This is a genomic window from Roseobacter sp. GAI101 (assembly GCF_000156335.1).
Taxonomy (GTDB): Bacteria; Pseudomonadota; Alphaproteobacteria; order Rhodobacterales; family Rhodobacteraceae; genus Sulfitobacter.
This window is the reverse complement of the sequence record NZ_DS999213.1, coordinates 3,523,298-3,549,211: the sequence shown is the minus strand read 5'-3', so window position 1 is coordinate 3,549,211 and position 25,914 is coordinate 3,523,298. Positions and strand designations below refer to the sequence as shown.

At 59.5% G+C, this 25,914-nt stretch carries 28 protein-coding genes and 1 riboswitch; of the genes, 9 read left to right on the top strand and 19 right to left on the bottom strand.

Annotated elements, in window-relative coordinates; all coding sequences use genetic code 11:
* Positions 1 to 54: 54 nt before the first annotated feature.
* The 5 genes from RGAI101_RS16845 (at position 55) to kdsA (ending at position 4,661) form a co-directional block, all read left to right on the top strand.
* On the top strand, positions 55 to 399 hold the full coding sequence (locus tag RGAI101_RS16845) for an ArsR/SmtB family transcription factor (RefSeq protein ID WP_008228723.1): 345 nt from the start codon (positions 55 to 57) through the stop codon (positions 397 to 399).
* Positions 400 to 421: 22 nt separating this feature from the next.
* The gene (locus RGAI101_RS16840) at positions 422 to 1,321 is read left to right on the top strand and encodes a cation diffusion facilitator family transporter (protein WP_037228613.1); all 900 of its coding nucleotides are present in this window, start codon (positions 422 to 424) and stop codon (positions 1,319 to 1,321) included.
* Between the two features lie 163 nt (positions 1,322 to 1,484).
* The gene (locus tag RGAI101_RS16835) at positions 1,485 to 2,144 is read left to right on the top strand and encodes an ABC transporter ATP-binding protein (RefSeq protein WP_008227769.1); all 660 of its coding nucleotides are present in this window, start codon (positions 1,485 to 1,487) and stop codon (positions 2,142 to 2,144) included.
* Entirely contained in the window at positions 2,122 to 3,831 is a 1,710-nt protein-coding gene (locus RGAI101_RS16830) for a capsule biosynthesis protein (protein WP_037228611.1), read from the top strand. The genes RGAI101_RS16835 and RGAI101_RS16830 overlap by 23 nt, the downstream gene beginning before the upstream one ends.
* Positions 3,828 to 4,661, top strand: coding sequence for a 3-deoxy-8-phosphooctulonate synthase (kdsA, locus tag RGAI101_RS16825; protein WP_008226500.1), 834 nt, complete (start codon positions 3,828 to 3,830; stop codon positions 4,659 to 4,661). The genes RGAI101_RS16830 and kdsA overlap by 4 nt, the downstream gene beginning before the upstream one ends.
* On the opposite strand, the gene RGAI101_RS16820 is transcribed toward kdsA, so the two are convergent.
* The 8 genes from RGAI101_RS16820 to trmB form a co-directional block, all read right to left on the bottom strand.
* Positions 4,658 to 5,302, bottom strand: a complete 645-nt coding sequence (locus RGAI101_RS16820; protein WP_008225671.1) for a phosphoribosylanthranilate isomerase — start codon at positions 5,300 to 5,302, stop codon at positions 4,658 to 4,660. The genes kdsA and RGAI101_RS16820 overlap by 4 nt on opposite strands.
* 38 nt (positions 5,303 to 5,340) lie before the next feature.
* Positions 5,341 to 5,691, bottom strand: coding sequence for a LapA family protein (locus tag RGAI101_RS16815; protein ID WP_008228392.1), 351 nt, complete (start codon positions 5,689 to 5,691; stop codon positions 5,341 to 5,343).
* The gene (gene ihfB / locus RGAI101_RS16810) at positions 5,691 to 5,975 is read right to left on the bottom strand and encodes an integration host factor subunit beta (RefSeq protein ID WP_008228660.1); all 285 of its coding nucleotides are present in this window, start codon (positions 5,973 to 5,975) and stop codon (positions 5,691 to 5,693) included. The genes RGAI101_RS16815 and ihfB overlap by 1 nt, the downstream gene beginning before the upstream one ends.
* Before the next feature lie 275 nt (positions 5,976 to 6,250).
* A complete protein-coding gene (rpsA, locus tag RGAI101_RS16805; protein ID WP_050763220.1) occupies positions 6,251 to 7,927 on the bottom strand; it encodes a 30S ribosomal protein S1 in 1,677 nt (558 codons plus the stop codon).
* A gap of 451 nt (positions 7,928 to 8,378) precedes the next feature.
* On the bottom strand, positions 8,379 to 8,756 hold the full coding sequence (locus RGAI101_RS16800) for a rhodanese-like domain-containing protein (RefSeq protein ID WP_008226272.1): 378 nt from the start codon (positions 8,754 to 8,756) through the stop codon (positions 8,379 to 8,381).
* A 139-nt stretch (positions 8,757 to 8,895) separates the two neighbouring features.
* The gene (locus tag RGAI101_RS16795) at positions 8,896 to 9,510 is read right to left on the bottom strand and encodes a (d)CMP kinase (protein ID WP_008226482.1); all 615 of its coding nucleotides are present in this window, start codon (positions 9,508 to 9,510) and stop codon (positions 8,896 to 8,898) included.
* Positions 9,510 to 10,862: a 3-phosphoshikimate 1-carboxyvinyltransferase gene (gene aroA, locus RGAI101_RS16790; protein WP_008229026.1), complete on the bottom strand. Its 1,353-nt coding sequence runs from the start codon at positions 10,860 to 10,862 to the stop codon at positions 9,510 to 9,512. The genes RGAI101_RS16795 and aroA overlap by 1 nt, the downstream gene beginning before the upstream one ends.
* 134 nt (positions 10,863 to 10,996) lie before the next feature.
* The gene (gene trmB / locus RGAI101_RS16785) at positions 10,997 to 11,698 is read right to left on the bottom strand and encodes a tRNA (guanosine(46)-N7)-methyltransferase TrmB (protein WP_008226533.1); all 702 of its coding nucleotides are present in this window, start codon (positions 11,696 to 11,698) and stop codon (positions 10,997 to 10,999) included.
* 111 nt (positions 11,699 to 11,809) lie between these two features.
* Here trmB and RGAI101_RS16780 point away from each other — a divergent pair, with 111 nt between their 5' ends.
* Entirely contained in the window at positions 11,810 to 12,538 is a 729-nt protein-coding gene (locus tag RGAI101_RS16780; RefSeq protein WP_008226973.1) for a response regulator, read from the top strand.
* A gap of 129 nt (positions 12,539 to 12,667) precedes the next feature.
* On the opposite strand, the gene metK is transcribed toward RGAI101_RS16780, so the two are convergent.
* The 8 genes from metK to miaB form a co-directional block, all read right to left on the bottom strand.
* Complete coding sequence (gene metK, locus RGAI101_RS16775; protein WP_008228797.1) at positions 12,668 to 13,852, bottom strand: methionine adenosyltransferase; 1,185 nt, start codon at positions 13,850 to 13,852, stop codon at positions 12,668 to 12,670.
* Positions 13,853 to 13,856: 4 nt separating this feature from the next.
* Positions 13,857 to 13,902, bottom strand: a riboswitch (SAM-SAH riboswitch).
* A 10-nt stretch (positions 13,903 to 13,912) separates the two neighbouring features.
* Positions 13,913 to 15,430: an apolipoprotein N-acyltransferase gene (gene lnt, locus RGAI101_RS16770; RefSeq protein WP_008225159.1), complete on the bottom strand. Its 1,518-nt coding sequence runs from the start codon at positions 15,428 to 15,430 to the stop codon at positions 13,913 to 13,915.
* Complete coding sequence (locus RGAI101_RS16765; RefSeq protein ID WP_008226136.1) at positions 15,430 to 16,335, bottom strand: hemolysin family protein; 906 nt, start codon at positions 16,333 to 16,335, stop codon at positions 15,430 to 15,432. Before RGAI101_RS16765 ends, lnt begins: the two co-directional genes overlap by 1 nt.
* Before the next feature lie 30 nt (positions 16,336 to 16,365).
* The gene (gene ybeY, locus RGAI101_RS16760) at positions 16,366 to 16,881 is read right to left on the bottom strand and encodes an rRNA maturation RNase YbeY (protein ID WP_008226332.1); all 516 of its coding nucleotides are present in this window, start codon (positions 16,879 to 16,881) and stop codon (positions 16,366 to 16,368) included.
* Between the two features lie 145 nt (positions 16,882 to 17,026).
* A complete protein-coding gene (locus RGAI101_RS16755) occupies positions 17,027 to 18,016 on the bottom strand; it encodes a PhoH family protein (RefSeq protein ID WP_008225513.1) in 990 nt (329 codons plus the stop codon).
* A gap of 150 nt (positions 18,017 to 18,166) precedes the next feature.
* Complete coding sequence (locus RGAI101_RS16750; protein ID WP_037228605.1) at positions 18,167 to 18,463, bottom strand: hypothetical protein; 297 nt, start codon at positions 18,461 to 18,463, stop codon at positions 18,167 to 18,169.
* Positions 18,464 to 18,496: 33 nt separating this feature from the next.
* Positions 18,497 to 19,072 (bottom strand): OmpA family protein, encoded by a 576-nt coding sequence (locus RGAI101_RS16745; RefSeq protein ID WP_008226900.1) that lies wholly within the window; start codon positions 19,070 to 19,072, stop codon positions 18,497 to 18,499.
* A 222-nt stretch (positions 19,073 to 19,294) separates the two neighbouring features.
* Positions 19,295 to 20,614, bottom strand: a complete 1,320-nt coding sequence (miaB, locus tag RGAI101_RS16740; RefSeq protein ID WP_037228603.1) for a tRNA (N6-isopentenyl adenosine(37)-C2)-methylthiotransferase MiaB — start codon at positions 20,612 to 20,614, stop codon at positions 19,295 to 19,297.
* Between the two features lie 115 nt (positions 20,615 to 20,729).
* On the opposite strand from miaB, the gene RGAI101_RS16735 reads away from it, so the two are divergent.
* Positions 20,730 to 21,599, top strand: coding sequence for a hypothetical protein (locus RGAI101_RS16735; RefSeq protein ID WP_008224989.1), 870 nt, complete (start codon positions 20,730 to 20,732; stop codon positions 21,597 to 21,599).
* Between the two features lie 187 nt (positions 21,600 to 21,786).
* Here RGAI101_RS16735 and parA read toward each other — a convergent pair whose 3' ends face one another.
* From parA to irrA, 3 genes are all read right to left on the bottom strand, one after another.
* A complete protein-coding gene (gene parA, locus RGAI101_RS16730; protein WP_008227899.1) occupies positions 21,787 to 22,425 on the bottom strand; it encodes a ParA family partition ATPase in 639 nt (212 codons plus the stop codon).
* 157 nt (positions 22,426 to 22,582) lie between these two features.
* On the bottom strand, positions 22,583 to 23,371 hold the full coding sequence (locus RGAI101_RS16725) for a phytanoyl-CoA dioxygenase family protein (RefSeq protein ID WP_008229369.1): 789 nt from the start codon (positions 23,369 to 23,371) through the stop codon (positions 22,583 to 22,585).
* Between the two features lie 88 nt (positions 23,372 to 23,459).
* Entirely contained in the window at positions 23,460 to 23,879 is a 420-nt protein-coding gene (irrA, locus tag RGAI101_RS16720) for an iron response transcriptional regulator IrrA (protein WP_008228397.1), read from the bottom strand.
* Between the two features lie 160 nt (positions 23,880 to 24,039).
* On the opposite strand from irrA, the gene fabA reads away from it, so the two are divergent.
* Entirely contained in the window at positions 24,040 to 24,549 is a 510-nt protein-coding gene (fabA, locus tag RGAI101_RS16715; RefSeq protein ID WP_008226152.1) for a bifunctional 3-hydroxydecanoyl-ACP dehydratase/trans-2-decenoyl-ACP isomerase, read from the top strand.
* Between the two features lie 132 nt (positions 24,550 to 24,681).
* Positions 24,682 to 25,911, top strand: a complete 1,230-nt coding sequence (fabB, locus tag RGAI101_RS16710; RefSeq protein WP_037228601.1) for a beta-ketoacyl-ACP synthase I — start codon at positions 24,682 to 24,684, stop codon at positions 25,909 to 25,911.
* The last annotated feature ends 3 nt before the right edge of the window (positions 25,912 to 25,914 follow it).

The following is a 25,914-nucleotide window of genomic DNA, read 5'->3' as shown; positions in this document are numbered from 1 at the left end:
GACAATTATCGAAATAAGCTTGACCACGCCCATTATTACTATATTTCTAGAAATATGGAAAAATTAGACCTTCCCCCCCAAGACCTGACCCTTGCCGCCGCCCGATTTGCGGCCCTCGGGTCCGAACAGCGCCTGCATGTCTTGCGCATTCTGGTGCGCGCAGGGCCTGAGGGCTTGACCATCGGTACGATCGGAAGACGGTCCGGGATCAGCGGATCAACCCTGACCCACCATGTCAAACTGCTGGTCGCCGCGGGGCTGGTGCAGCAGCAGCGCCAAGGCCGCAGCATCATCTGCGCCGCCGTCGCGCATGACGCCGTGCACGATCTGTCACGGTTCCTGCTGACCGAATGCTGCGCGGATGCAGACACGCCCTGCCCTGACCACACGCACGACTAACCCCTTGAACGGAATATCATCTATGGCACACTCTCATCACCACGTGGATCCGAATTCAGGAGATTTCAAGATCGCCCTCGCGGTCCTGATCAACCTTGGCCTGACCGTGGCCCAGATCATCGGCGGCATTTTCGCGGGCAGCCTGTCGCTGATCGCCGACGCGCTGCATAATTTCAGTGACGCCATCGCCCTGATCATCGCCTATGCCGCCCGCAAGATCGCGCGGCGGCCCGCCAATGCGAACATGACATTCGGCTATGGCCGGATCGAGGCTGTCGCCGCTCTTATCAACTATACCACGCTGATCGTGATCGGCCTGTATCTGATCGTCGAAGCCGTGATGCGCTTTGCCGATCCGTCGCCTGTGACGGGATGGATCGTGATTGCCGTTGCAGGGTTTGCGCTGCTGATCGACCTGGCAACTGCCGCGCTGACCTACCGCGACTCGAAAAACAGCGTCAATATCCGCGCGGCATTCCTGCACAATGTTGCAGACGCCTTGGGGTCCGTCGCGGTGATCATTGCGGGCACGCTGGTGCTGTTGTTTGGCTGGACATGGGTTGACCCGTTGGCGACGCTGATGATCGCAGGCTATATCCTGTGGCAATCCGCGACCGAATTGCCGCAGGTCGCCCGGATCCTGATGCTGGCAAGCCCCCCGCATCTTGAAACCGAAAGCATCATTGCCGCCATGCGCGCGCATCCCGACGTCGAAGACGTGCACCATGTGCATTTGTGGATGATGCAGGAACACGGGTCCGCCCTCGAGGCGCATGTCGTGGTCAGCGAAGACGTGCACCACGGCGGCCTGCGCAAATCCCTCAAATCCCTGCTGGTTACGCAATTCGACCTGCACCACATTACTTTCGAACTGGAAACCGCAAGCGACGGGTGCACACAATCCACCCTGATCGGGCATTAAGCGCAGAGGGGCCTGTCTTGCTGATAGGTGCAGCAGCCTTGACGACGTTGTACATTATGCGCGAAATCGGACATAATGTGGCCAATATCAGGGGATAGAATTTAATCATACCTCCATTCAAAAGGGGGATGGTCCAAGCGAAACGCGCACCACCGGAGCAGGCATGCTGGAATTCGATAACGTCTCCAAGTCCTTTTGGACTGGCACACAGCACAAGGTCATCCTTGACCATGTGTCGTTCCGCGTGGAGATCGGCAATTCGCTTGGCATTCTGGCCCCCAACGGCACCGGAAAATCAACACTGATCAACATGATGGCCGGTCTGGAAAAACCTGACGAAGGGGAAATCAGGCGGGGGTGCAACATCAGCTTTCCCCTTGGCTTCATGGGCGGCGTCGTCAGCAAAGTGTCGGCGATGGAAAACGCGCGCTACATCGCGCGGCTGTACGGGTTGGACCCGGATTACGTCGAAAGCTTTTGCAGATGGCTTTGTGGGCTTGGCGAATATTTCGACCAGCCCCTGGGCACCTATTCGGCCGGTATGCGGTCACGGTTTTCCTTTGCGCTGCTGCTGGCCCTTGATTTCGATATCTATTTGATCGACGAAGGCATGCCGACCACGACAGACGTTGAATTCAACAGGAAAGCAGGCGAAATTCTGCAGGAACGGTTGCGCACGACGACCATCATCATCGTTTCGCACCAGCCCGAGACGTTGCAACAATTCGCGCGTTCCGCCGGCGTCTTGCTGGGCGGAAAGCTTCATATATTCGACACCTTGGAAGAGGCGAAACAGCTTTATGACTACGAAACCCAAGGCTAGAAAATTCCGCATCAAACGCAATACGCCGATTGAACCGGCGGCGGCCCCCACCAGACCCGGACCTGCGCCCGCAGACCCGGCGACGCGCGCGGCACGTGATCCCGCACAAGCGTTGCGTCCGCCCCCCAGCCCCTCGCCCTCAGGGCCGCGCCCCGTGCCAGACGACGCACCGTCCAACCACGCGCCCGACGTTCCCGTCGCGTCCGAAGCCCGCGAAGGCGAAGTCGCCTCCGCTGCCGAAGTCAGCGGCGAACAGGACATGGATGCGATCCGCCGCGAAGGATTGACGGGTCGCCAGTTGCGCATGGCGCGGCGCGTCGCCCAAAAACATGGCCTTGCGCCAACCTCTGACTTTGATGCCGTACGGCTGTTGCGCAGCGAGGGGATCGACCCTTTCCAACGCTCGAACATGCTGGAACTGGTGGTGCCCCAAGGCGTGTCCGGTGGTGGCGACCCGCATGGCAGGGGCCGCATCCAGCTGCCCCAGACTGTCCCTGTCGGCGGCAAGAACCTGCCCTCGACCGAACTGTCCCCGATGGACCGCCGGATGCGCGAAATCTCGGACATCCAGCGCGATATCACCAAACGCCGCCGCCGCAAGATGGGCCTGCTTATGGTGCGGCTGCTGTTTTTCGTTGGCCTGCCGACGATCATGGGCGGGTATTACTTCTACAATATCGCGACCCCGATGTATGCCACGGACAGCCAGTTCCTGATCATCCAGAACGAAGGGTCTGGGGGCATGGGCCCGCTTGGGGGTCTGTTGCCGACGCAATTTGCAAACTCGGCCGACAGCATCGCCACCCAAAGCTATCTCCAGTCCAAGGATGCGATGTTGAGACTGGACAAGGATGTCGGGTTCGTCTCGCATTTTTCGGACCCCAAGATCGACCCGATCCAACGGCTCGACCCGGAGGCCTCGAACGAGGTGGCGTATAAATTCTACAAGAAGAACGTGAAGATCGGTTATGATCCGACCGAAGGCATGATCCGGATGGAGGTGATCGCCGCCGACCCCGCCGTCTCGGCCGATTTTTCCGAACATCTTCTGGAATATGCCGAAGAACGCGTGAACGCCCTGTCGCAGCAAAAGCGCGAAGACGGCATGCGCGATGCCCTCACTGCGTTCGAGACCACTGTGAAACAACGGCGCGAAGCTCAGGAAGCGCTGATCAAGCTTCAGGTTGAAAACGGGGTCGACCCGGAAGCGGTCATTGCCTCGATCCGGGGACAGATCACGAATTACGAAACGCTCCTGCTGGAAAAAGAGCTTGAGCTGGCGGCGTTGCTGGACAACCCCCGCCCCAACCGCGCCAAGGTGGACGGCGTTCAGGGCGACGTACGGCGCATTTCGGCGCAGCTTGACCGCCTGAACGAACGGATGAACAACGCGACCGAGGGCACGAATTCACTCGCGCAGCAGGCGGTCAGCCTGCAGCTTGCGCAGGCCGACCTTGCGGCGGCGGACATGTCCCTGCAGGCGTCGCAAACCCAGATGGAACAGGCCCGCACCGAAGCCCAGCGGCAGGTGCGCTATTTGACCGTTGCGGTGCGCCCTGTCGCATCACAGGCCCCGTCCTATCCCCGCAAGTTCGAGAACACCATTTTGACATTCCTGATCTTTGCGGGCATCTACCTGATGTTGTCGCTGACATCGTCGATCCTAAAGGAACAGGTAACAAAATGATCCAAGTCGCCGTCGGAAATGTCGTTATCGGAATTGATCGTCCGTTGACGGTGATCGCGGGCCCCTGCCAGCTGGAAAGCGAAACCCACGCGCAGATGATCGCGGGCCAGATGAAGGAAGCCTGCGATGCAGCAGGCGCGCAATTCGTGTTCAAGGCCAGCTATGACAAGGCCAACCGCACGTCGCTGTCGGGCAAACGTGGTCTTGGCATCGACGAAGGTCTGGCCGTGCTGCAATCGGTGGGCAAGTCCATCGGCGTGCCGGTGCTGACCGACGTCCACACCGAAGCGCAATGCGCAATTGCCGCCGAGGCAGTGGATATTCTCCAAATCCCCGCGTTCCTGTGCCGCCAAACCGACATGCTTCTGGCAGCCGGAAACACGGGCAAGGTTGTGAACGTGAAGAAAGGCCAGTTCCTGGCCCCTTGGGACATGGCCAATGTGGTGTCCAAAATTGAATCAACCGGCAACAAGCGCATTTTGCTGACCGAACGCGGCACGTCCTTTGGATATAATACCTTGGTGGCCGACATGCGCAGCCTACCGCAAATGGCCAAGACCGGCTATCCCGTGGTGATGGACGCGACCCATTCCGTGCAACAACCCGGTGGCATGGGCGGATCCAGCGGCGGGCAACGTGAATTCGCCCCCGTCATGGCACGTGCGGCCGTTGCGATTGGCGTGGGGGCCGTTTTCATCGAAACCCACGAGGACCCCGACAATGCGCCATCGGACGGGCCGAACATGATCCATCTGGATCAAATGCCCGCGTTGATTGCTTCGCTGATGGAATTCGATGCCTTGGCCAAGAAATACCCGATGTCGATCTAGGCTTTCGCGGCCTTCCCAAAGGCCGCGATCAGCGCCGCGTCCTTGACGCCCGCTGTGGCTTCGACGCCGGATGACACATCGACCTGACGCGCGCCTGTCATGCGCGCGGCCTCGGCTACGTTCTCGGGGGTCAGGCCGCCTGCGAGCATCCAGGGCTTTGGCCACCGCCGCCCCGCAATCAGCCGCCAGTCAAAGGCCAGCCCATTGCCGCCGGGCAGATCAGCGCCCTTGGGCGGCTTGGCATCGACCAGTATTTGATCCGCGACGCGCATATAGGTCTCCAGCTGCGGCAGGTCGCTTGCATCTGCAACGCCCACGGCCTTCATCACCGGCAGGCCATAGCGCGCCTTGACCTCGGCCACCCGCTCCGGCGTCTCGTGCCCGTGCAATTGCAGCATATCTATTGCCACGGTGGCGGTCAGCGCATCCAGAAACGCATCATCGGCATTCACTGTCAGCGCGACCTTGCAGATGCCCTGCGGCACCTCAAGCGCAAGTGTCGCGGCTTCTTCCAGCGTCACGTTACGAGGGGATTTGGCGAAAAATACAAATCCGACGTAGCGCGCACCAGCCTGAGCTGCGGCATCAATGTCGGCGATGCTGCGCAAACCGCAGAATTTCACATGTATGTCAGAAGGCATCAGGCAAGGTTCCTTGGGCAGTGACTGCCTGCAGGTACTTAGCTGGCTTGGTCCAAAAGCGCCAGAACCTCGTCCTGGCCCTTGTGCTTTTCGCCCTTCAACCGTGCGACTTCACGCTCAAGCCGACGCATTTCGCGGGCTTGACGCGCGGCTTCGGCACGCTGGCCATATTCGCGGATCCATTCCCAGACGAAACCGATCAAAAGGCCGGCGATGATGCTGCCCAGGATAACGACGAACAACGGCATCCGTAGTTCAGGGTTCAATGCGAAAAAGCCCGACACCTCGTTTGGCAAGATCTTGAGCGACACCATGGACCTGTTGGCCAAAGCGACGGCAATCAATGCCACAGCGAAAACAGCGATGCAGAGGTAGCGGACATAACGCATTAGGAATTCCCGTTCAGACGATCACGAAGCAATTTACCGGTCTTGAAGAACGGCACATGCTTCTCTTCTACATGAACTGTTTCACCAGTGCGAGGGTTCCGGCCCACCCGTGAGTCACGTTTCTTGACGGAAAATGCACCGAACCCGCGCAATTCGACACGATCACCAGCAGACATGGCACTAGTGATCTCTTCGAAGATGGTATTTACGATACGCTCAACATCGCGCTGATAAAGATGTGGATTATCATCGGCGATCTTCTGGATTAGTTCCGACCGGATCATTCTGACCTCTCCCCCGAGATGTTTTTAACAGTTTTATTTACACGACTATAACAAGTCGAACGCATACGGGAAGTCATTCAAATCCGTATCCCTCACTTTTAGACGGGGGAAGTCGCTGTTTTCCAGTCATATTTTCCAGCATCGGCGCTGTTTCGCTTGGCAAAACTTGTTCGGCGTCAAATTGCGCAGGCCTTTGGGGGCCTACGATTCGCACAAAAAAGGCCCCGCAGTGTGCACCGCGGGGCCTTCTTATCTAGCTGCCTAAACGGTCAGGTTCAGTCGTCGCCCTTCAGTGCGGCACCAAGGATATCACCCAAGGATGCGCCGGAGTCGGACGAGCCGTACTGCTCGACTGCTTCTTTTTCTTCAGCGATTTCACGTGCCTTGATCGACACGCCCAGACGGTGCGCTTTGGTATCGACGTTGGTGATGCGGACATCGACCTTGTCACCAACCGAGAAACGCTCGGGGCGCTGTTCGGCACGGTCACGCGACAGATCGGAGCGACGGATGAAGGCTTTCATGCCTTCATATTCGACTTCGATGCCACCGTCTTCGATGGATGTCACGGTCACAGTCACAACGGAACCGCGCTTAACGCCGCCCACTGCTTCGGCGAACTTGTCACCGCCGACGCCTTTGATCGAGAGGCTGATGCGCTCTTTCTCAACGTCAACTTCGGAGACCACGGCCTGAACGATGTCGCCCTTGCGGTAGTTCTGGATGGCGTCTTCGCCACGCTCGTCCCAAGACAGGTCGGACAGGTGAACCATGCCGTCGATGTCGCCTGGCAGACCAACAAACAGACCGAATTCGGTGATGTTTTTGACTTCGCCTTCGACTTCAGTGCCTTCAGGGTGTGTTTCTGCAAACACTTCCCATGGGTTGCGCATGGTCTGCTTGAGACCAAGGGAAACGCGGCGCTTGGCACCATCGATTTCCAGAACCATGACTTCGACTTCCTGGCTGGTGGAAACGATCTTGCCAGGGTGTACGTTCTTCTTGGTCCAGGACATCTCGGACACGTGCACCAGACCTTCAACGCCGGGCTCGAGCTCAACAAATGCACCGTAATCGGTGATGTTTGTGACGCGACCGGTGTGCGAGGATTCCAGCGGGTACTTGGCGGCAACCAGATCCCATGGATCTTCCTGCAACTGCTTCATGCCCAAGGAAATGCGGTGTGTCTCTTTGTTGATCTTGATGACTTGGACCTTGATGGTCTCGCCAATTGTCAGGATCTCGGAAGGGTGGTTCACACGACGCCATGCCATGTCGGTAACGTGCAGCAAGCCATCAACGCCGCCCAGATCAACGAACGCACCGTATTCGGTGATGTTCTTGACCACGCCGTCAACTTCCTGACCTTCGGTCAGGTTGCCAATCACTTCGGCACGCTGTTCGGCACGGGATTCTTCAAGGATCGCACGACGCGAGACAACGATGTTGCCACGACGACGGTCCATTTTCAGAACCTGGAACGGCTGCTTCAGACCCATCAACGGGCCGGCATCGCGCACGGGGCGCACATCAACCTGAGAACCGGGAAGGAACGCGACAGCGCCGCCCAGATCAACGGTAAAGCCACCTTTGACACGGCCAAAGATTGCGCCTTCAACGCGCTCTTCTGCGGCATAGGCTTTTTCCAGACGGTCCCAAGCTTCCTCACGGCGTGCCATCTCGCGGGAGATGACGGCTTCGCCACGGGAGTTTTCGACCTGACGAAGGAACACTTCGACTTCGTCGCCTACTGCAACTTTAGGAGCTTCGCCTGGTTCGGCAAATTCTTTCAACTCGACGCGGCCTTCCATCTTGTAGCCTACGTCGATAATGGCCTGGCCCGCTTCGATCGCGATAACCTTACCTTTGACAACTGAGCCCTCTTCGGGCGTGTCCATTTCAAAGCTTTCTTCCAAAAGTGCTTCGAAGTCTTCCATTGAGTTCATAGCCATGTAGCTTCACGTTTCCTTTAGCATTTGGTTTCTGGCCGCGCGGTTGTCTCCGCCGGTCTGTGATTAAAATCGCCTGGGACTTGGCATCGGTACGCAAATAAAGAGGGCCGGATGAATCCGACCCAGCCTGTTATATCACGCCCGAAGCTGTATCCGCCCCTTAGACTGACGTCGCTATAGGGGATTTGAACGCGCGGCGCAATAGGCCGAACGGACAGGCCAACGCTGTCGGGATTGCTGCATGTCCCATCCGGGTGGGGTCAATTTAGGTCACGACGTCGCCACCGTTTCGGACTGCCCGACGATTTTCCGACAGGCTTTCTGGCAAAATCGAATGTCCCAAGCGCCCAAAACAAAACGCCCCCAGAGAAACTCTGGAGGCGCTTATAACAGATTCAAGATAGCGGACATTTCAGTGCTTTTCTCAAAGCATCAAGACTGACGGGACCGCTCAGGCCTCTGTCGGGCCACCCGCATCTTTCCAACCCGGAAAACCGCCAATGTTCGTCACGTTGGTATAGCCCATGTCGTGCAGCGTCTTGCCCGACAGTGCGGCCTGACCGCCCGCGCCGCAAATCAGATAGATTTCGGCGTCTTTTTGAAAGATCGGGTTGTACATCGCCTCGACCTTGGGGTCGGCACGGAATTCGATCATGCCGCGTGGCACACGGTGTGCGCCCTTGATCGTGCCGCTTTCGGCAATCGCAGCCGTATCGCGCACGTCGATAAAAACACCGTTTCTGGTGGCATGCTTCTCGATTGCGTCTTTTACGTCCATCTTTGGAACGACGGCGTTTGCTTCGTCCAGATAATCTTGTGCAGTTTTCACGATATTGATCCTCTTATCAGGAATTGCCAGTGCCGCCCGTCAGGAAACGCGCGGTCTTAATTACAAACGCAGCGGCTGTCCATACGGTTCCATCGAGCGGCGAAAAGGCCCCCGAAATTCTCGGCGGTTATTTGCGCCCTCAGGCTTCGCGCCGCAGCGTGATCAAGGCGATCGCGCGGGCCACGGCTGCATCGATGTCCATCGTCGACGTGTCCATTTCCTCGGCATCCGGGGCGGGTTTCAAGGGGGCTTCGGCCCGCGAACTGTCGCGTGCATCGCGCGCTTCGACGTCCGCCAGAACCTGCCCCAGCGTCACGTCTTCACCCTTTGCCCGCAGCTCCGCATGGCGCCGCGCGGCGCGCACTTCGGGCGTTGCGGTGATGAACAGTTTGACCTGCGCATCAGGGCAGATCACCGTGCCGATGTCACGCCCGTCCAGCACGGCCCCCCCTGCCCGCATGGCAAAGCTGCGCTGGAAATCGACCAAGGCGGCGCGCACGGCAGGGATCGCCGCAGCCCGGCTCGCGGCCTCTGCGACGGCGTTGGAGCGCAAGTCTTCATTCTCAAGATCAGCGGCCTGCAACGTCTCCGCCGCCTCCTCCGGGGTCATCCCTTCAAGGACTTTCGCCCCGACCGCGCGGTACAACAAGCCGGTGTCCAGATGGGCAAAGCCGAAATGCCGGGCCACGGCCCGCGACACAGTGCCCTTACCAGCGGCTGCAGGCCCGTCAATCGCGACAGTAAACCCCATCATTATAGTGCCCCCCGCGTGACCTTTGCCCCAAGCTGCGCCATCAGCGGCTCGAATATCGGGAAAGACGTGGTGATTGGCGCACCGTCGTCAACGCTGACCGGCGCATTCGCGGCCATCCCCATGATCATGAAGGACATCGCGATCCGGTGGTCCAACTGGCTGGCGCAGGTCGCACCGCCCGGCACGTTGCCATGCCCCAACCCCGTAACGGCCCACCAATCGGGGCCTTCGTCAACCTCGACCCCGTTGGCGCGCAACCCCTTGGCCATCGCATCAATGCGGTCGCTTTCCTTGACGCGCAACTCCTTGACGCCGCGCATCATGGTCTGGCCCTGAGCAAAAGACGCCACCACGGACAGCACCGGATATTCGTCGATCATAGATGCAGCGCGCGCTGGCGGAACCTCTATCCCCTTCATATCAGGCGAAAATCTGGCCCGCAGATCGGCGACTGGCTCGCCGCCCTCAGTGCGCTCATTCTCATAGGTCAGGTCCGCGCCCATCTCGCGCAGCGTTGTAAACAGCCCCGCCCGCGTCGGGTTCAGGCCGATCCCCGGCACCAGAACATCCGATCCGGGCACAATCAATGCCGCACAGACGGGAAACGCCGCCGATGACGGATCGCGCGGCACGTCCACATGCTGGGCTTGCAACTCCGGCTGCCCCGTCAAGGTGATAATGCGGCCCTCATCCGTATCCTTGACCGTAATCTTGGCCCCGAAGCCCGCCAACATCCGTTCTGTATGGTCGCGCGTCGCCTCGGCCTCGATCACCACGGTCTGCCCCGGCGCATTCAGCCCCGCCAGCAGCACCGCCGATTTGACCTGAGCCGAAGGCACAGGCACCACGTAGCGCACCGGCACGGGATCAGCTGCGCCTACGATCGTCATCGGCAATCGCCCGCCCTTGCGCCCCACCGACTGGGTTCCGAACAAAGCCAGCGGATCGGTGACCCGCGCCATGGGCCGGCCGTTCAGGCTGGCATCACCGGTAAAGGTCGCGGTGATCGGCGATGTCGCCATCGCCCCCATGATCAACCGCACACCGGTGCCGGAGTTCCCGCAATCAATCACACCGTCAGGTTCGGCAAACCCGCCGACACCAACGCCGTGCACCGACCAGTTGCCGTCCCCCAGATCCGTAACCTCGGCCCCGAACGCCCGCATCGCACGGGCCGTATCCAGAACATCATCACCTTCAAGCAATCCGCTGATCGTGGTTTTGCCCACACACATCGCGCCCAGGATCAGGGACCGGTGCGAGATCGACTTGTCCCCCGGCACCTGCGCCACGCCGCTCAAGGGCCCACAAGCGGCGGAAGTCATCGGGATGGGCGTGGCGTGGCTGGACATGATTAACCTCAAGCTGAATTCTTAAACGTTTCATAAACCAGCCCGCGCCCCTCGTCCATGACAAGGGGCCTATCTTCTCTGGCTCATAAATATCCATGGGGGTCCGGGGGCAATCAGCCCCCGGCGCAGCCCTGTCAGCGCTTTCGAAACGTCAGATAATGCGGGACCCGGCCTTCGCGCAGGGCCTTTTGCTCGTAGCGGGTGGAAATCCAGTCGCCCCAGGGTTCTTTCCAATCCGACGGACCCTCGGCCAGCCAGTCGAACCCATGGCGCGGCACCTGCTCCAGTGTCTGGCGCACGTAGTCCTCGATATCCGTGGCCACCCGAAAAACCGCACCGGGTTTGAGCACACGCACCAGCGGCTCAAGATGTTCGGGTGTCACGAAACGCCGACGGTGGTGCCGCGTCTTTGGCCATGGATCAGGATAAAGCAGAAACGCCCGGTCGATCGACGCCTCGGGCAGGACATCAAAGATATCGCGGGCGTCGCCAGGGTGTATCGCCACGTTCTTGACGCCGGCTTTGCGGATCTTGCCCAGCAGCATCGCGACACCGTTGATATAGGGTTCGCAGCCAATGATGCCCACATCCGGATTCTGCGCGGCCTGATGCACCATATGCTCGCCACCGCCAAACCCGATCTCGAGCCATACGGGCTTGCCATCGAACAGCCCGTCAAGATCAAGCGGCACGCGCGATGGATTGGCCTCCCAATCCACGGGACCGGGGGATAAGGCCTCCAGGTCTTCCTCGATATAGCCTTTTTGGCTTTGCTTGAGGGACTTGCCTTTGAGGCGGCCATAAAAGTTGCGGCGGGGGCGTATGGGATCTGTCATGCACTTGCCTTTAGCGTGACACAGGAACAGGCGCAACGGCTCGCGTTAATCCGACCTTAAGCTGCCGGTGCAAGGGTCTCGTCATCCATTGCACATGAAGGCCAAGCGACCATGTTCCAGCATAAAACGATCACCGGGCCGCTACCGGATCAGGCACGCGCCCTGGTTCTGGACGACGAACGGTTTGACCGCCACCGCCTTGGGCGCTTGTGTTCCGGGCTGAAAACCCGCTTCGATGTCTCGAATGTCGCTTCACTGGCAGAACTTGTGGCAATCCTTGAAACCGATACGTTCGATTTGATCTTCGTCGATTATGGCCTGCCCGACGGCACGGGACTTGACGCGCTGGAACTGATCCGCCTGTCGCCGCGCAATTGCACGGCTGCCACAATCCTGATCACCGGCATGGGGCGGGATGATATTGCCATCGCGGCCATGGATGCCGGGTGCAGCGACTACATCCCGAAAGAGACCTTGACCAAGATCGCGTTCAAACGCGCCGTCACCAACGCGCTGAACTGCTCAACAAAACGTCTGGGCCTCGCCGCACCGGCACAAGACGGTGTGCTGCGCAACTTTGCCCGCGAATGCGCCTTGGACCTGAAGCCGATGGTCAGCCGCATGCTGCGTCAAATCCGCGATTTACGGCGCGAGGATGCTGGAAAACCAGGGGGCACGGCGGAAGAATTGGAAGCGTCCTGCAACCAGATTTGGGAGTACCTTGTTGCACTGCAGGAAATGGAAGGTCATCCGGTGATATGGGCCGCAGAAAGCAAGGCGGCTGCCAGCGCAGTGGGAAAACCGGTCAAACCGCCCTCCCCCTTCCGGCGGCATCCCTGATGTGGGGCCTGCTGACAGTCTAGCCAGCGCCTTCCCGAATGCAAAACGGACCCCCGACAAAATCGAGGGTCCGTTAAATTCAGCGATCGACAGGGGCGCGCGTCACCCCCTCAAGACCCCGGCTGCTGGTTAAAGCGCGGCCTTCAGCGCATCCACCAGATCGGTTTTCTCCCAGCTAAAGCCACCATCGGCTTCGGGCGCGCGGCCGAAGTGGCCATAGGCGGCCGTGCGGGCATAGATCGGACGGTTCAGTTGCAGATGCTCGCGGATGCCGCGTGGTGTCAGGTCGATGATCTTGCCAATGGCCTTTTCGATCGCAGCGTCCGCCACATCGGCATCGCCGCCAAAGGTGTCGCAATAGATCGACAGGGGCTTGGACACCCCGATCGCATAGCTCAGCTGGATCGTGCATTTTTCAGCCAGGCCTGCCGCCACGACGTTTTTCGCCAGATACCGTGCAACATAAGCTGCCGAACGGTCTACCTTTGTCGGATCTTTACCCGAGAACGCGCCGCCGCCGTGCGGGGCCGCACCGCCATAGGTGTCGACGATGATCTTGCGACCGGTCAGGCCGGCGTCACCATCCGGGCCGCCGATGACGAAAGTGCCGGTCGGGTTCACCCACCATTCGGTGTCGGCAGTGATCCAGCCTTCGGGCAGCACTTCGGTGATGTAGGGTTCGACGATCGCGCGGATGTCATCGCTGGTTTGCGCTTCGTCCGCGTGCTGTGTCGACAGAACGATGGAGGAGACACCAACAGGTTTGCCATCTTCGTAGCGTACGGACAGCTGGCTTTTGGCGTCGGGGCGCAGGGTCGGCTCGGAGCCGTCTTTGCGCGCTTCGGCCAAACGGCGCAGGATCGCGTGGGCATAGTGAACCGGTGCGGGCATCAGCTCGGGCGTTTCGGTCGTCGCGAAGCCGAACATGATACCCTGATCGCCGGCCCCTTCGTCTTTTTCGCCAGACGAATCAACGCCCTGCGCGATATGGGCCGATTGTTCGTGCAGCAGATTGGTGATTTCACATGTCGCGTGGTGAAACTTGTCCTGCTCATAACCGATATCTTTGATGCAGGCGCGGGCAATATCTTCGATCTTGCCCATGTATTCGGTCAGTTTTTCCTTGTTGGACAGGCCGACTTCGCCGCCGATGACCACGCGGTTTGTGGTGGCAAAGGTTTCGGCCGCAACGCGCGCTTCGGGTTCTTCCGTCAGGAATGCGTCCAAAACCGCATCGGAAATGCGGTCACACACCTTGTCGGGGTGCCCTTCGGAAACGGATTCCGAAGTGAAAGTATAGTTCTTGCGGGACATGTAGTGCTCCAATAGATTAAATAGCCACGTCAGGAAGCCGTTGTGGCAGATTAGTCGGGCTTATCTGTCTGTCCCCCCAGGGTCAAACTCTAAGTATTTCGGCCTGCGCATTATGCAAAGCGCAAGACCAATCAGCAACACGGCCAGAACGGGCAGTTCGCCCCAGCGACTGTACAGCGTCGGTGCCCGAGGCAGTGGCAGGCGCGCGTCGAGAAACCCCGCTTCGTTCAAGCCGAGGCTTTGCGTCACCCGCCCCCAGGGGTCGATCATCGCGGACACGCCGGTATTGGCCACCCGCGCCATCGGCAAGCCTTGTTCGATGGCGCGCATCCGCGCTTGGGCAAGGTGTTGCAGTGGCCCCTGCCCCTTGCCGAACCACGCATCATTCGTCAGCTGCATCAAAAAGGCAGGCCGCGCAGGTGCCGCATTCACATCGCGCGCGAAGACGGCTTCGTAGCAGATCAACGGCAGGGCCTGACCAAGCGGACCCAGATCCATCAACGCAGCCCCCGACCCGGACGAATAGCCGTTACCGAATTGCGACGCGAGGCTCCGGATGCCGAAGTTGCTGAGAAAATCACCAAAGGGCATATATTCCCCAAAGGGCACAAGGTGGTGCTTGTCATAGGTCTGCAGCACCTCACCGACCGGCCCAAGCAGCACGGCAGAATTGTAGAATTGCAAACCGTCCCGACGCTGAACGCCAAGCACAACAGGCGTGCCAGCTGCAGCAAAGCTGATCTGGCTCAGCGCGCCATCCGCGATGTCCAGCGGCCAGGGGATCGCCGTTTCCGCCCAAAGGATCAGGTCGGGCGCTGCGGCCCCTGACGCAGGGGCGGCGCGGGTAAAAGCCAGTTGTCGTTCAAAGAACTTCGGGATCATGAAGGTATCCCATTTGTCCTTCTGCGCGGCATTGGGCTGCACCATCCGGATCGTCGCCTCGCCCAAGGGTGCATCGGGGCGACTGAACGGAACCACTAAAAGAGCCGCCAAGAGCGCTGTGAAACCGGCACCAACGATGTATCCGGTGCTGATCCGCGCGAACAGATGCACGACACAACAGGCCGCCGCAATGAAAACCAGCGTGAGGCCGTATGGACCCGTAAAAGCCAGCCCCTGCCCCGGCCACGTGTTCACCAAGCCCTGACTGAACATTCCCCAGGGAAAGCCCGTAAACAAATAACCGCGCAGCAGTTCAGCCGCCGTCAGGCAAAAGACCAAAGGCCAGATGCGCGGCGACATCCAGCGCGCCGCAGCAAAGGCCAGCCCCCAAAACAACGCCAGCCCGCCGCACATCAACACCAGTGCGAACGGGGCCATCCAGGCGTAGCGTTCAGGATCAACCATGAAGGGCGACACCAGCCACGTCCAGCCGTGCAGGAAATAGCCAAAGCCAAAGCCCCAGCCGATTGCCGCCGCCTGCCACCGCTTTGCACTGCGGCGGAACATGTCGATCGCGCAGATCAGGCCCAGCAGCATCAAGACCGGCATGTCGTAAGGTGCCTGGCCCAAGGCGGCAAACGCGCCCGCACCGACAGCTACGGCGAACCGCAGATGTCCATTGGAAAGGAACGTCACTAGGCTATCCCGGACACGCGCACCCGAAGGCGTTTGATCCGACGCGGATCGGCGTCGATCACCTCGAATTCGGGTCCATCGGGATGGACGACGACTTCGCCGCGCGCAGGCACGCGGCCCGACAGCATGAAGACCAACCCGCCAAGCGTGTCGATTTCCTCTTCGTCGACATCATCATGGTCGGTGAGGGAATAGCCGATTTCGGCCTCGAAATCCTCGAGCGGGGTCTTGGCAAGCGCCAGATAGCAGCCGGGTTTTTCGACGACCCAGTTCTTGCCCTCGTCCACGTCATGTTCATCTTCGATCTCGCCGATGACCTGTTCGATCAGATCTTCGATTGTGACCAAGCCGTCAACACCGCCATATTCGTCGATGACCAACGCCATGTGACGGCGTTCCGCCTGCATTTTTGTCAGCAACACGCCAATCGTCATCGACGGCGGCACGAAAAGCAGCGGGCGCAGCATCGCGGTCAGATCGAAATCGTCGGTATTGGCATTGAACCCGTAGGTCAGGGCCAGATCCTTGAGATGCGCCATGCCCACCGGCGTATCAAGCGTGCCCTCATAGACCGGCAAGCGTGTCAGGCCGCTTTCCTTGAAGACCTCAACCAGTTCGTCAAGGCTGCATGTGACCGGCACGGCGGTGATTTCCGCCTTGGGCACCGCGACATCGTCCACCCGCATCCGGCGCAGGTTCATCATCCCCCGCGCCGAAAGCCGATCGGTCTGGGGGGCCGACATCTGATCGTCTTCGCCCGTCTCGGAGGCGCTGAGCGCGCCCATTACCCGAGAGAAAAAACCGCCCGATTTCGGAGCCTCTTCTTCATCGAGATATGTTCTGTCAAATTCACTATCCAGCTGCGCGCTTTGCGCCGCGTCAGATGATCCGTCTGTGTCGCCCATCGGGTCCCGTCTTTGTTGTTTTGAGGCAGGCTATTGCACTGCATCTTCCCTATATGGGTCATCCAACCCAAGTTTGCCAAGTATTTCGACTTCGATGCCTTCCATCAACGTGGCATCCGCGTCACGGTCGTGGTCATAGCCCAAAAGATGCAACGTCCCGTGAATGATCAGATGGGTCACATGATCGGTCATGGATTTGCCTGCGGCGCGCGCCTCTTTGGCGCATGTGTCGTACGAAATCGCGATATCGCCCAATTCGAGCATGCCGTCAAAATCCGCAGTGACCGTCAGCGGGAGCCCGCCATCCTGCGCCGCCCCGCGTTCGTCGGCAGGCCAGCTGAGGACATTCGTGGGGGTGGGTTTGCCGCGGAAATCAGCATTCAAATCAGCAATCCGGGCGTCGTCGCACGCAAGGATCGTGATTTCGGAAACATCAGGATCAAGGTTAAGATGTTTTAGCGTGGTGATGAGGGCGCTTTCCGCAAGGGTCTCCAGATCGAGAGCGGCCCAGCGGGGGTCCTCCTCCACGATATCAAGTGCTGTCATTCGTCTCATGCTGGGGGCGTGCCCAGTGAGGAACGACGCGCGGATGGACGATGCACAGGGCACCAGCCCGCAGACAAGAGGGCAACCGGGGGCCAGCCCCCGGACCCCCGGAGTTTATTTGGCAAAATGAAGCAGGAAGACGGCATCAGGCGTGACCGGTGTCGGCTTCGTAGGCTTCGATGATCGCGGCGACCAGAGGGTGGCGCACGACATCCTTTGAGGTGAAGTAGTTGAAGCTGATCTTGGGGATGGCTTTCAACAGACGTTCGGCATCTTGCAGCCCTGATGGCGTGCCCCGCGGCAGGTCGATCTGGGTGCGGTCGCCCGTGATGACCATGCGCGACCCCTGGCCCAGACGGGTCAGGAACATTTTCATCTGCATGGAGGTCGCATTTTGCGCCTCGTCCAGCACCACGAAGGCGTTGGAGAGCGTCCGGCCGCGCATGAAGGCCAGAGGGGCGATTTCGATCTTTTTGTCTTCCAGCAGCTTTGCCAGTTGCTTGCCCGGCAAGAAGTCGTTCAGCGCGTCATAAAGCGGCTGCATGTAGGGATCGACCTTGTCCTTCATATCGCCGGGCAGATAGCCCAGCTTTTCGCCCGCCTCGACGGCCGGGCGCGACAGGATGATCTTGTCGACATGGCCGCTGATGAACATCGAAACGCCAACGGCGACGGCCAGATAGGTTTTGCCGGTACCCGCCGGGCCGATGCCGAAAGCAAGTTCATTGTCGAACAGCGATTGGACATAGGCTTTTTGCGCCTCTGTCCGAGGTTCGACGCGTTTCTTGCGCGTCTGGATTTCGACGCCGCCGAGGATGGGCATTTCGATCTGGTCCCCGGGCTGGATACCGGTGCCGACTGCTGAATTTCCCAAGCGCAGCAAGCTGTCGACATCGGCAGGTTCAACCGTGCGCCCGCCTTCGAGCCGCGCATAAAGCGATTCAAGCACCGAGGCCGCGCGCCCGACCGCATCGTCGTCACCCAAGACGGAAAGCTGGTTGCCACGTCTCACGATCTGCACCTCGCACCCGCGTTCCACGGCAGCGAGGTTCACATCATACGCGCCGCAAAGGTCGATCAGCAGCCGGTTATCGGGGAACTCCAACCGTGTCGTCGTATTGGCGGGAGCGGTCATGGTTTCACTGGAAGTCAAAGCCTAATCCTATTTGGGAGGGTCTGTAGGGAATATGGGGCACATGGCGAGGATAAGAACCCCGCCTTAAACAAAAAAAGGCCGGAGCGCAAAACGCCCCGGCCTGTGGTATTCTCTTGCGGGTCAGCAAAGTCAGTTCGGGTCCGAGATACGCGAACCACCTTTGAAGTCCCCGGCGGTATATGTTGGCTGCGCCACGCCTGAACAAACCGGCTTGCCGTATTTGTCGAGCCGCTGGCTGAGATAGCCTTCGACGCCATCGTCGATGATCCAGTGATCGCAGCCGTTCGGATCGACCCAGATGCCAGCCTGCAGCTGGCTGAGGTGCTTCTTGTCGATGCCCCGGTCAAAGGTTTTATCCGCAGGGTAGCCACGCCCCCCTTCGAAATCGCCGCAAGCCGTCAGGCCCAAGGCACAGGCTGTTGCCATCAATATCTTTGTTTTAAACACTTTTCCGTCCCCTTAGCGAATGCAGATGATTTCGACGCGGCGGTTCTTGGCCATGCCGGCAGCCGTACTGTTCGAGGCCGCAGGAATGCGTTCGCCGTAGCCGCGCACATCCGCGATCCGCGCACCGGACTGCTGGGCGATCGCGGCAACCGAATTGGCGCGGTTCAGCGACAGTTTCATGTTATAGGCGTCAGACGCGCGGCTGTCCGTGTGACCGCTGATGATGTAGGATACGGCACCGGTCGACTTGAAGAATTCGGCCAGGCGGGCCTTGCCTTGCGGGTGAATCCGGTAGCTGTCGGTCTTGAAGAACTGATCGGTTTCCATCACGCCGCAGACATTGCCCCGGCGGCAGACCGGGATGCCCTGACGGCTGACATGCGGCGTCATGTACCCTTCGGCACCGTCATCCATGACCCAGTGTTCGCACCCGTCGGGGTCCACCCAGATGGTCGGGATGTATTGGCCTTTGTCACGACCACCTTGCGATCTTGTCTGCGCATCGGCAGCCGATGTCTGAAAAACGAAAGTTGCGGCAATCAATGTGCCTGCAAACAGTCGGAGCCCTTTGGAAATTGTGTTCAACACAGCCCTCGTCCTTTTTAAAATGCCCCCGCTGAGGGAACTACCAATGCCCCAAAGCATCTGACCCCCCGCAATATGTAGTGAGATTAGGAGGTATTTGAGGGTCTGTGAAGTACGAATACAGTGCCGCACACCCTATTCTGACCACAGTTTGGCAAATTTAAGGCAATTGCAGCAGAATTGTGGCAGAAACGAAAACAATGGGGTTCAGGGCCAGTCTGACGTTCAAATTTGCCGCGCCGTTAAGGAGTTGGTTTTCGCATCGACGATTCTGACCCGAACCACATCGCCGACAGATGCCGTGGCGTTGTCGATATGGACCGAATGCAGGTATTCCGACTTGCCAACCATCTGCCCTGCATCGCGGCCTGACTTTTCGACCAATACGGACAAATCACGCCCGACCATTGATGTCTGGATTTCGCGCTGGTGGCCGGTGATCAGGGCCTGCAACCGTTGCAGGCGGTCATCGGCGACGGCCGCGTCGACCAAGGCACGTTCGGCGGCGGGGGTTCCCGGGCGGGTCGAGTATTTGAAGGAATAGGCGTAGCCATACTTGACTTCGCGCACCAGATCCATCGTCGCCTCGAAATCGGCATCGGTTTCTTCGGGGAAGCCCACGATGAAATCCCCCGACATCACGATATCGGGGCGCGCATCGCGGATACGTTCGATCAGGCGCAGATAGCTTTCGGCGGTATGGCTGCGGTTCATCCGCTTCAGGATACGGTCTGACCCGGATTGTACGGGCAAATGCAGATAGGGCATCAGTTTGTCGACCTCGCCATGGGCGGCGATCAGGGCGTCATCCATGTCGTTGGGGTGGCTGGTGGTGTAGCGGATCCGCTCAAGCCCGTCGATTTTGGCAATCTCGCGGATCAGGCGGGCCAGTGTGTAATCCGCGCCCTCTGGCCCCACGCCGTGATAGGCGTTGACGTTCTGGCCCAGCAAAGTGACCTCGCGCACGCCGCGTTCGACCAGTTCGCAGGCCTCGGCCAGCACGCGGGTGGCGGGGCGGGACACTTCGGCACCGCGCGTGTAGGGCACGACACAGAACGCGCAAAACTTGTCGCAGCCTTCCTGAACGGTCAGAAACGCCGAGGGCGCACGGGCCGCCTTGCCGCGCCCTTTCATCTTTTCGAACTTGTCCTCTTCGGGGAAATCCGTGTCCAGCGCGGTCTTGCCCTCGCGGACGCGGGCCTCCATCGCAGGCAGCCGGTGATAGGATTGCGGGCCAACCACCAGATCGACGGCAGGCTGGCGGCGCATGATCTCGGCCCCTTCGGCCTGGGCCACACAGCCCGCGACACCGATCTTGAGATCGGGGTTCAACGCCTTGAGCGGCTTGAGCCGGCCCAATTCGGAATACACCTTTTCCGCTGCCTTCTCGCGGATGTGGCAGGTATTGAGCAGGATCATGTCGGCGTCAGCGGCGGTCTTCGTCTCGACGTAGGCATCGCCCAGGCTTTCCGCCATGCGTTCACTGTCATAGACGTTCATCTGGCAGCCGTAGGTTTTGATGAACAGCTTTTTTGGCGCGGTCATGGCATGGTCCGTTGATAACAAAGGTGCAAGCCTGCCATCTAACAGCGCCAGCGTTCTCTTGCAATGCATCCCGATTTGACCGATTTAGGACAGGTACAGAAATCCACGAGGGCCCATGCAGTATCGCAGTCTCGACCATTTTCTTAACGAGGGCAAAGATGCGCTTGTCAAAGGCCCGATTGCTTTGGTTCTGGTCGAAGACGATGTCGAGGTGGACACAACCTTGCGGCACCACCAGCAGTCAGGCTTTGCGCAGGTGATCGCCTTCATGCCGCAAAGCTTTGATCTGGCGCGGGACGTGGCCGAAACAGTGATCCGCATCGACTATGAGATGCACCACGATGCGGCGATGGAAACCGCGATCAACCGGGTCATCGACGCCGCCCCGAACCTGTGGATCTATTACTGCTACAACGCTGAATATTTATTCTATCCGTTTTGCGAAACCCGTACCATCGGGGAGATGCTGGCGTTCCACACCGAAGAACGCCGCAGTGCCATGCTAACCTATGTGATTGATCTGTATGCCGAGGACCTGACGCAATATCCTGACGCGGTATCGCTGGACCGCGCGCATCTGGACAGGTCCGGCTATTACGCATTGGCGCGCCCTGACGGGACGCCAGCAAACCACCCCAAGGACCGTCAGCTTGATTTCTTTGGCGGGTTGCGGTGGCGGTTCGAAGAACATGTGCCCGCCGCGCGCCGCAAGATTGACCGCATTTCACTGTTTCGCGCCAAACCCGGCCTGCGCATCCGCGAGGACCACACGTTCAACGAAGAAGAATACAACACCTATTCCTGCCCGTGGCACCACAACATCACAGCCGCCATCTGTTCGTTCCGCACCGCCAAGGCGCTAAAGAAAAACCCGGGCAGCAAGTTCGACATTCAGACCTTCAAATGGCACAACTCGGCACCGTTCGAATGGCATTCACGGCAATTGCTGGATCTGGGACTGATTGAACCCGGGCAATGGTTCTGACCTGCTGATTTGGGGATTATGGCGTCTGAGGTCGAATAATGAAGACAGCGCTCAATCTCCGGTTCAAGCCCTGAGCGGACGATGTTGTGCCGGTCCCCTCGGATGCAATTCTCAATTTATCCTACGTTGCCGCCCACCCTCACCGGCGTGATGGCACGTCGGTTAAAATGCGATTACGCATGCCAACTTACAAATCCAGAATGGCAGACACCTCTTTAGCGAGCGCACGCACTTCATCCGAGGCGGAACCGGTCTTTTTCGCTTCTATCACACCCAGACCGCTTCCTAGCGCTTCTGCATAGATCACTCTGTTTGCCAGTGATGACTGCAACTGCTTTGCCTCAAGTTCGGCCACCGATTTGGCAACTTGTTCGCCGACGCGTGTGCCAACTCGGGTACGGTTCATGACAATATGCGTTGGCTTCCCGGCCCGGTCCGCCAATTCCAAAAGGTCATGTGTTGCCCAGACATCAGCCTGACTGGCCGAGACCGGCACCAGCACAATGTTCGACTCGCGCATGACCCAGCGAACATCACTGTCGGCTTTAGGCGGGGTATCAACCAGAATTACATCGGCCTCACCACCGACCTCTCGGATTGCACGCGATATACCGTAGGCGGTCGCTGTAGAGAACCTGAGGTTTGCATTCACCCCAAGCGTTTCTTCGCGAATATCCAGCCATTTTCCAAGACTGCCTTGGGGGTCCGTGTCTAGCAGGGCAACACGTTTTCCTTCTGCCAGAAACGCGATTGCTAAATTGGACACAAGCGTTGTCTTGCCCGCGCCACCCTTCTGCTGCGCCACGCAGATGATTTGACCGGTCATATGCCAAGCCTCCAAAAAGCCTTCTGCGGTGCAGCATAGCGCTTTTGAGATTGAAAAGCGATAGAGTCATCTCGATTAACTTCCCAGTCGCAACTTCCGTGGCTCGCGGGCAAAAAGATCTGCTTCAAACGGCAGCTTCGTCCTGCACAACGACCGTTCACCCAATCAACATCGGAAACCAGTCGGTCCGCAGTTTTTGCCCCTGCACCATGTCATGCCCCGGAAATGGCGGTGACGTAGGACCGGGCCGTTGCGTGTAGGTCGCATCGTCGCCCAGCAACCGCAGCGAAAAAGCGCGGCGGCGCACGGCAGATTGGTTGCCACGCGCACCGTGCAGAATGCCGTAGTTGAAGGCCACGGCGTCGCCCGGCTCCATCGGCCATTCCCGCACATCCATCCCTTCGGCATCGGGATCAGGGACCGGCATGTAGGGGGCAGGATCAAAGAAGGCATCGCCCTTGACCCAGCGTGTGGGCAGCACCGGTTTTTCCCATAGATGTGATCCGGCCACGCAGCGCAGCGTCGCATCGGTCACCGGATCAAGCGGCGACCAGAAGCTGACGTTTTGCTGCCCCTCGACAAAATAGTACGGTCCGTCCTGATGCCACGGCGTCGCCATGGACGTGCCCGGTTCCTTGACCAGCACATGGTCGTGAAACAACTGCACCGTCCGGCTTTGCATCAGATCGGCAGCCACCCGTGCGGCAGCAGACCCGTGGATCACCTCGGAAAACTCCGGTATCCGGTCCCAGTTGCAGTAGTCGTCGAAAAACCGACCCGTCTCGCCTGCCTTGTCATTGTTCGACGCATAGGGGCCGGGGGTTTCCATGTTGCGGGCAACACCTGCGCGCAGGGTGTCGACATGGTCGGCAAACAGACCTTTGACCAGCACAACGCCGTCACGCTGGTAGCTGTCGATATGATCTTGGGTAATCAGGGGGTGCATTGGAACGCTCGCGCAAGGGATATTATCCCCAGCCTAAGCAGCGTCACGGCGGTGGTCCAGCGGTTTAGCGGGACACCTGCCTTGGGGTTCAGCTTTTCCGGCGCAGGCGGATGACCACGTCGACCGACGCGATCTCGGCCCCTTCGGGGGCGTCGGGCAATTGCGCAATCACCAGTTGGTCAGAGGGCGCATCAGACAGGCGCGCCTCGTCCTCCCAATAGAAATGGGGGTGGTCGTGCGTATTGGTGTCGAAATAGCTTTTCGAGCCGTCAACCGTGACTTCCTGCATCAGACCCGCATCGCAAAAGGCGCGCAACGTGTTGTAGACGGTGGCCAGAGACACGGCCTCCCCCTGCCCTTTTGCAGCATCAAACAGGCTTTCGGCGGTGACATGACGGTGCTGACCATCCCCGACCAACAGCTGCGCAAGCGTCATGCGCTGGCGCGTGGGACGCAGGCCCGCCCTGGAAAGCCACTTGGAACTGATCTGTTGCATCGCTTGGGTCATCACACACTCTTTGTCTTCAGTTGCCTTATATAAAGCGCAAACGGCACGGTTATCAATTGGAAACCCCAAACGCCCGTCATGCCAGCACCCTTGCAGGAATGGTGGCCACAATGCTAGACCTCGCTCGACCTTGAACACACCGAGCAGGAGCCGCGAACATATGGCCGATTATCCCACCAGTTTCGACAAAGAAGCTTTGTTGCAATGCGCCGCTGGCGAGCTTTTTGGCCCTGGCAATGCACAGCTGCCTGCCCCGCCGATGCTGATGATGGACCGGATCACCGACGTTTCCGCCGATGGCGGTGCCCATGGCAAAGGCCATATCACGGCTGAATTCGACATCACGCCCGACCTGTGGTTCTTTGACTGCCACTTTCCCGGCAACCCGATCATGCCGGGCTGTCTGGGCCTTGACGGCCTGTGGCAGCTGACCGGCTTTAATCTGGGCTGGCGCGGCTGGCAGGGCCGTGGCTATGCCTTGGGCGTCGGAGAGGTCAAATTGACCGGCATGGTCCGCCCCGACCGCAAGATGCTGACCTACAAGATTGATTTCACGAAGGCGATCCAGACCCGCCGCCTGACAATGGGCGTCGCCGATGGCATCGTCGAGGCCGACGGTGAAGTGATCTACATCGTCAAGGACATGAAGGTCGCCCTGAGCGAAAGCTGACCCGACAGATGACTTGATTTGTCGCCCCTTTGGCGGCAAACGGAAGATAAATGCGCTGCCTTGGCCTGTTGACGGGTCGGGGCGGTGCCGCAAACAGGGCAGAAGCCCCGGAATTTCAAAGGAGTGCTGCCCATGCGCCGCGTCGTCGTCACAGGGTTGGGGATCGTCTCATCCATCGGAAACAACGCTGAAGAAGTGCTTGCATCGCTCAAGGCCGGGACCAGCGGCATCGTCGCCAGCCCCGAAATGACCGAACACGGCTTTCGCAGCCGCGTCGCGGGCACGCTCAAGATCGACGTTGCAGACCACATCGACAAACGCGCCCTGCGGTTCATGGGCAGCGGTGCGGCCTATGCCTATATCGCGATGGCCCAAGCCATTGCCGATGCCGGCCTGACCGAAGAGCAGATCAGCAACCCGCGTACCGGCCTTGTCGCAGGATCGGGCGGGCCGTCTACTTCGGCCCTGTTCACCGCGCATAACGTGGTGCGTGACACCGGCGCGACCAAGCGGATCGGGCCGTTCGCCGTGCCGAAATGCATGTCCTCGACCGTCAGTGCCAACCTGAGCACGGCGTTCAAGATCAAAGGTATCAACTATTCCATCACAAGCGCCTGTTCCACATCGCTGCACTGCATCGGCAACGCAGCCGAACAGATCATGATGGGCAAACAGGACGTGATGTTTGCCGGCGGCGGCGAAGAACTGGATTGGACATTGTCCTGCCTGTTCGACGCCATGGGCGCGATGAGCAGCAAATATAACGACGCCCCCGAAACCGCGAGCCGCGCCTTTGACGCCAACCGCGACGGGTTCGTCATCTCGGGCGGCGGCGGCATGCTGGTGCTTGAGGAACTGGAACACGCCAAAGCGCGCGGTGCCACAATTTATGCCGAAGTCACCGGATATGCCGCGACATCCGACGGTCACGACATGGTCGCCCCGTCGGGCGAAGGCGGCGAACGGGCCATGCGCCTGGCGCTGCAATCGCTGCCCGAGGGCCGCAAGGTCGGCTATATCAACGCGCACGGCACCTCGACCCCCGTGGGCGACGTCGGCGAGATCGAAGCCGTCCGCCGCGTCTTTGGCCAGGGGACAACGCCGCCGGTCAGTTCGACCAAATCCATGACGGGCCATGCCCAAGGGGCCGCTGGTGCCCTAGAGGCCGTGTTCTGCCTGCTGATGCTCAAGCATGACTTTATCGCGAAATCCATCAACGTGGTCGATCTGGACCCCAAGCTGGACCCGTCCGAAATCGCGCTGGAGCGGGTCGATGACGCAGGGCTTGATTCCGTGATGACCAATTCATTCGGGTTTGGCGGCACCAACGGGTCGATGATCCTTTCCAAATTCAAAGAGTAAGGG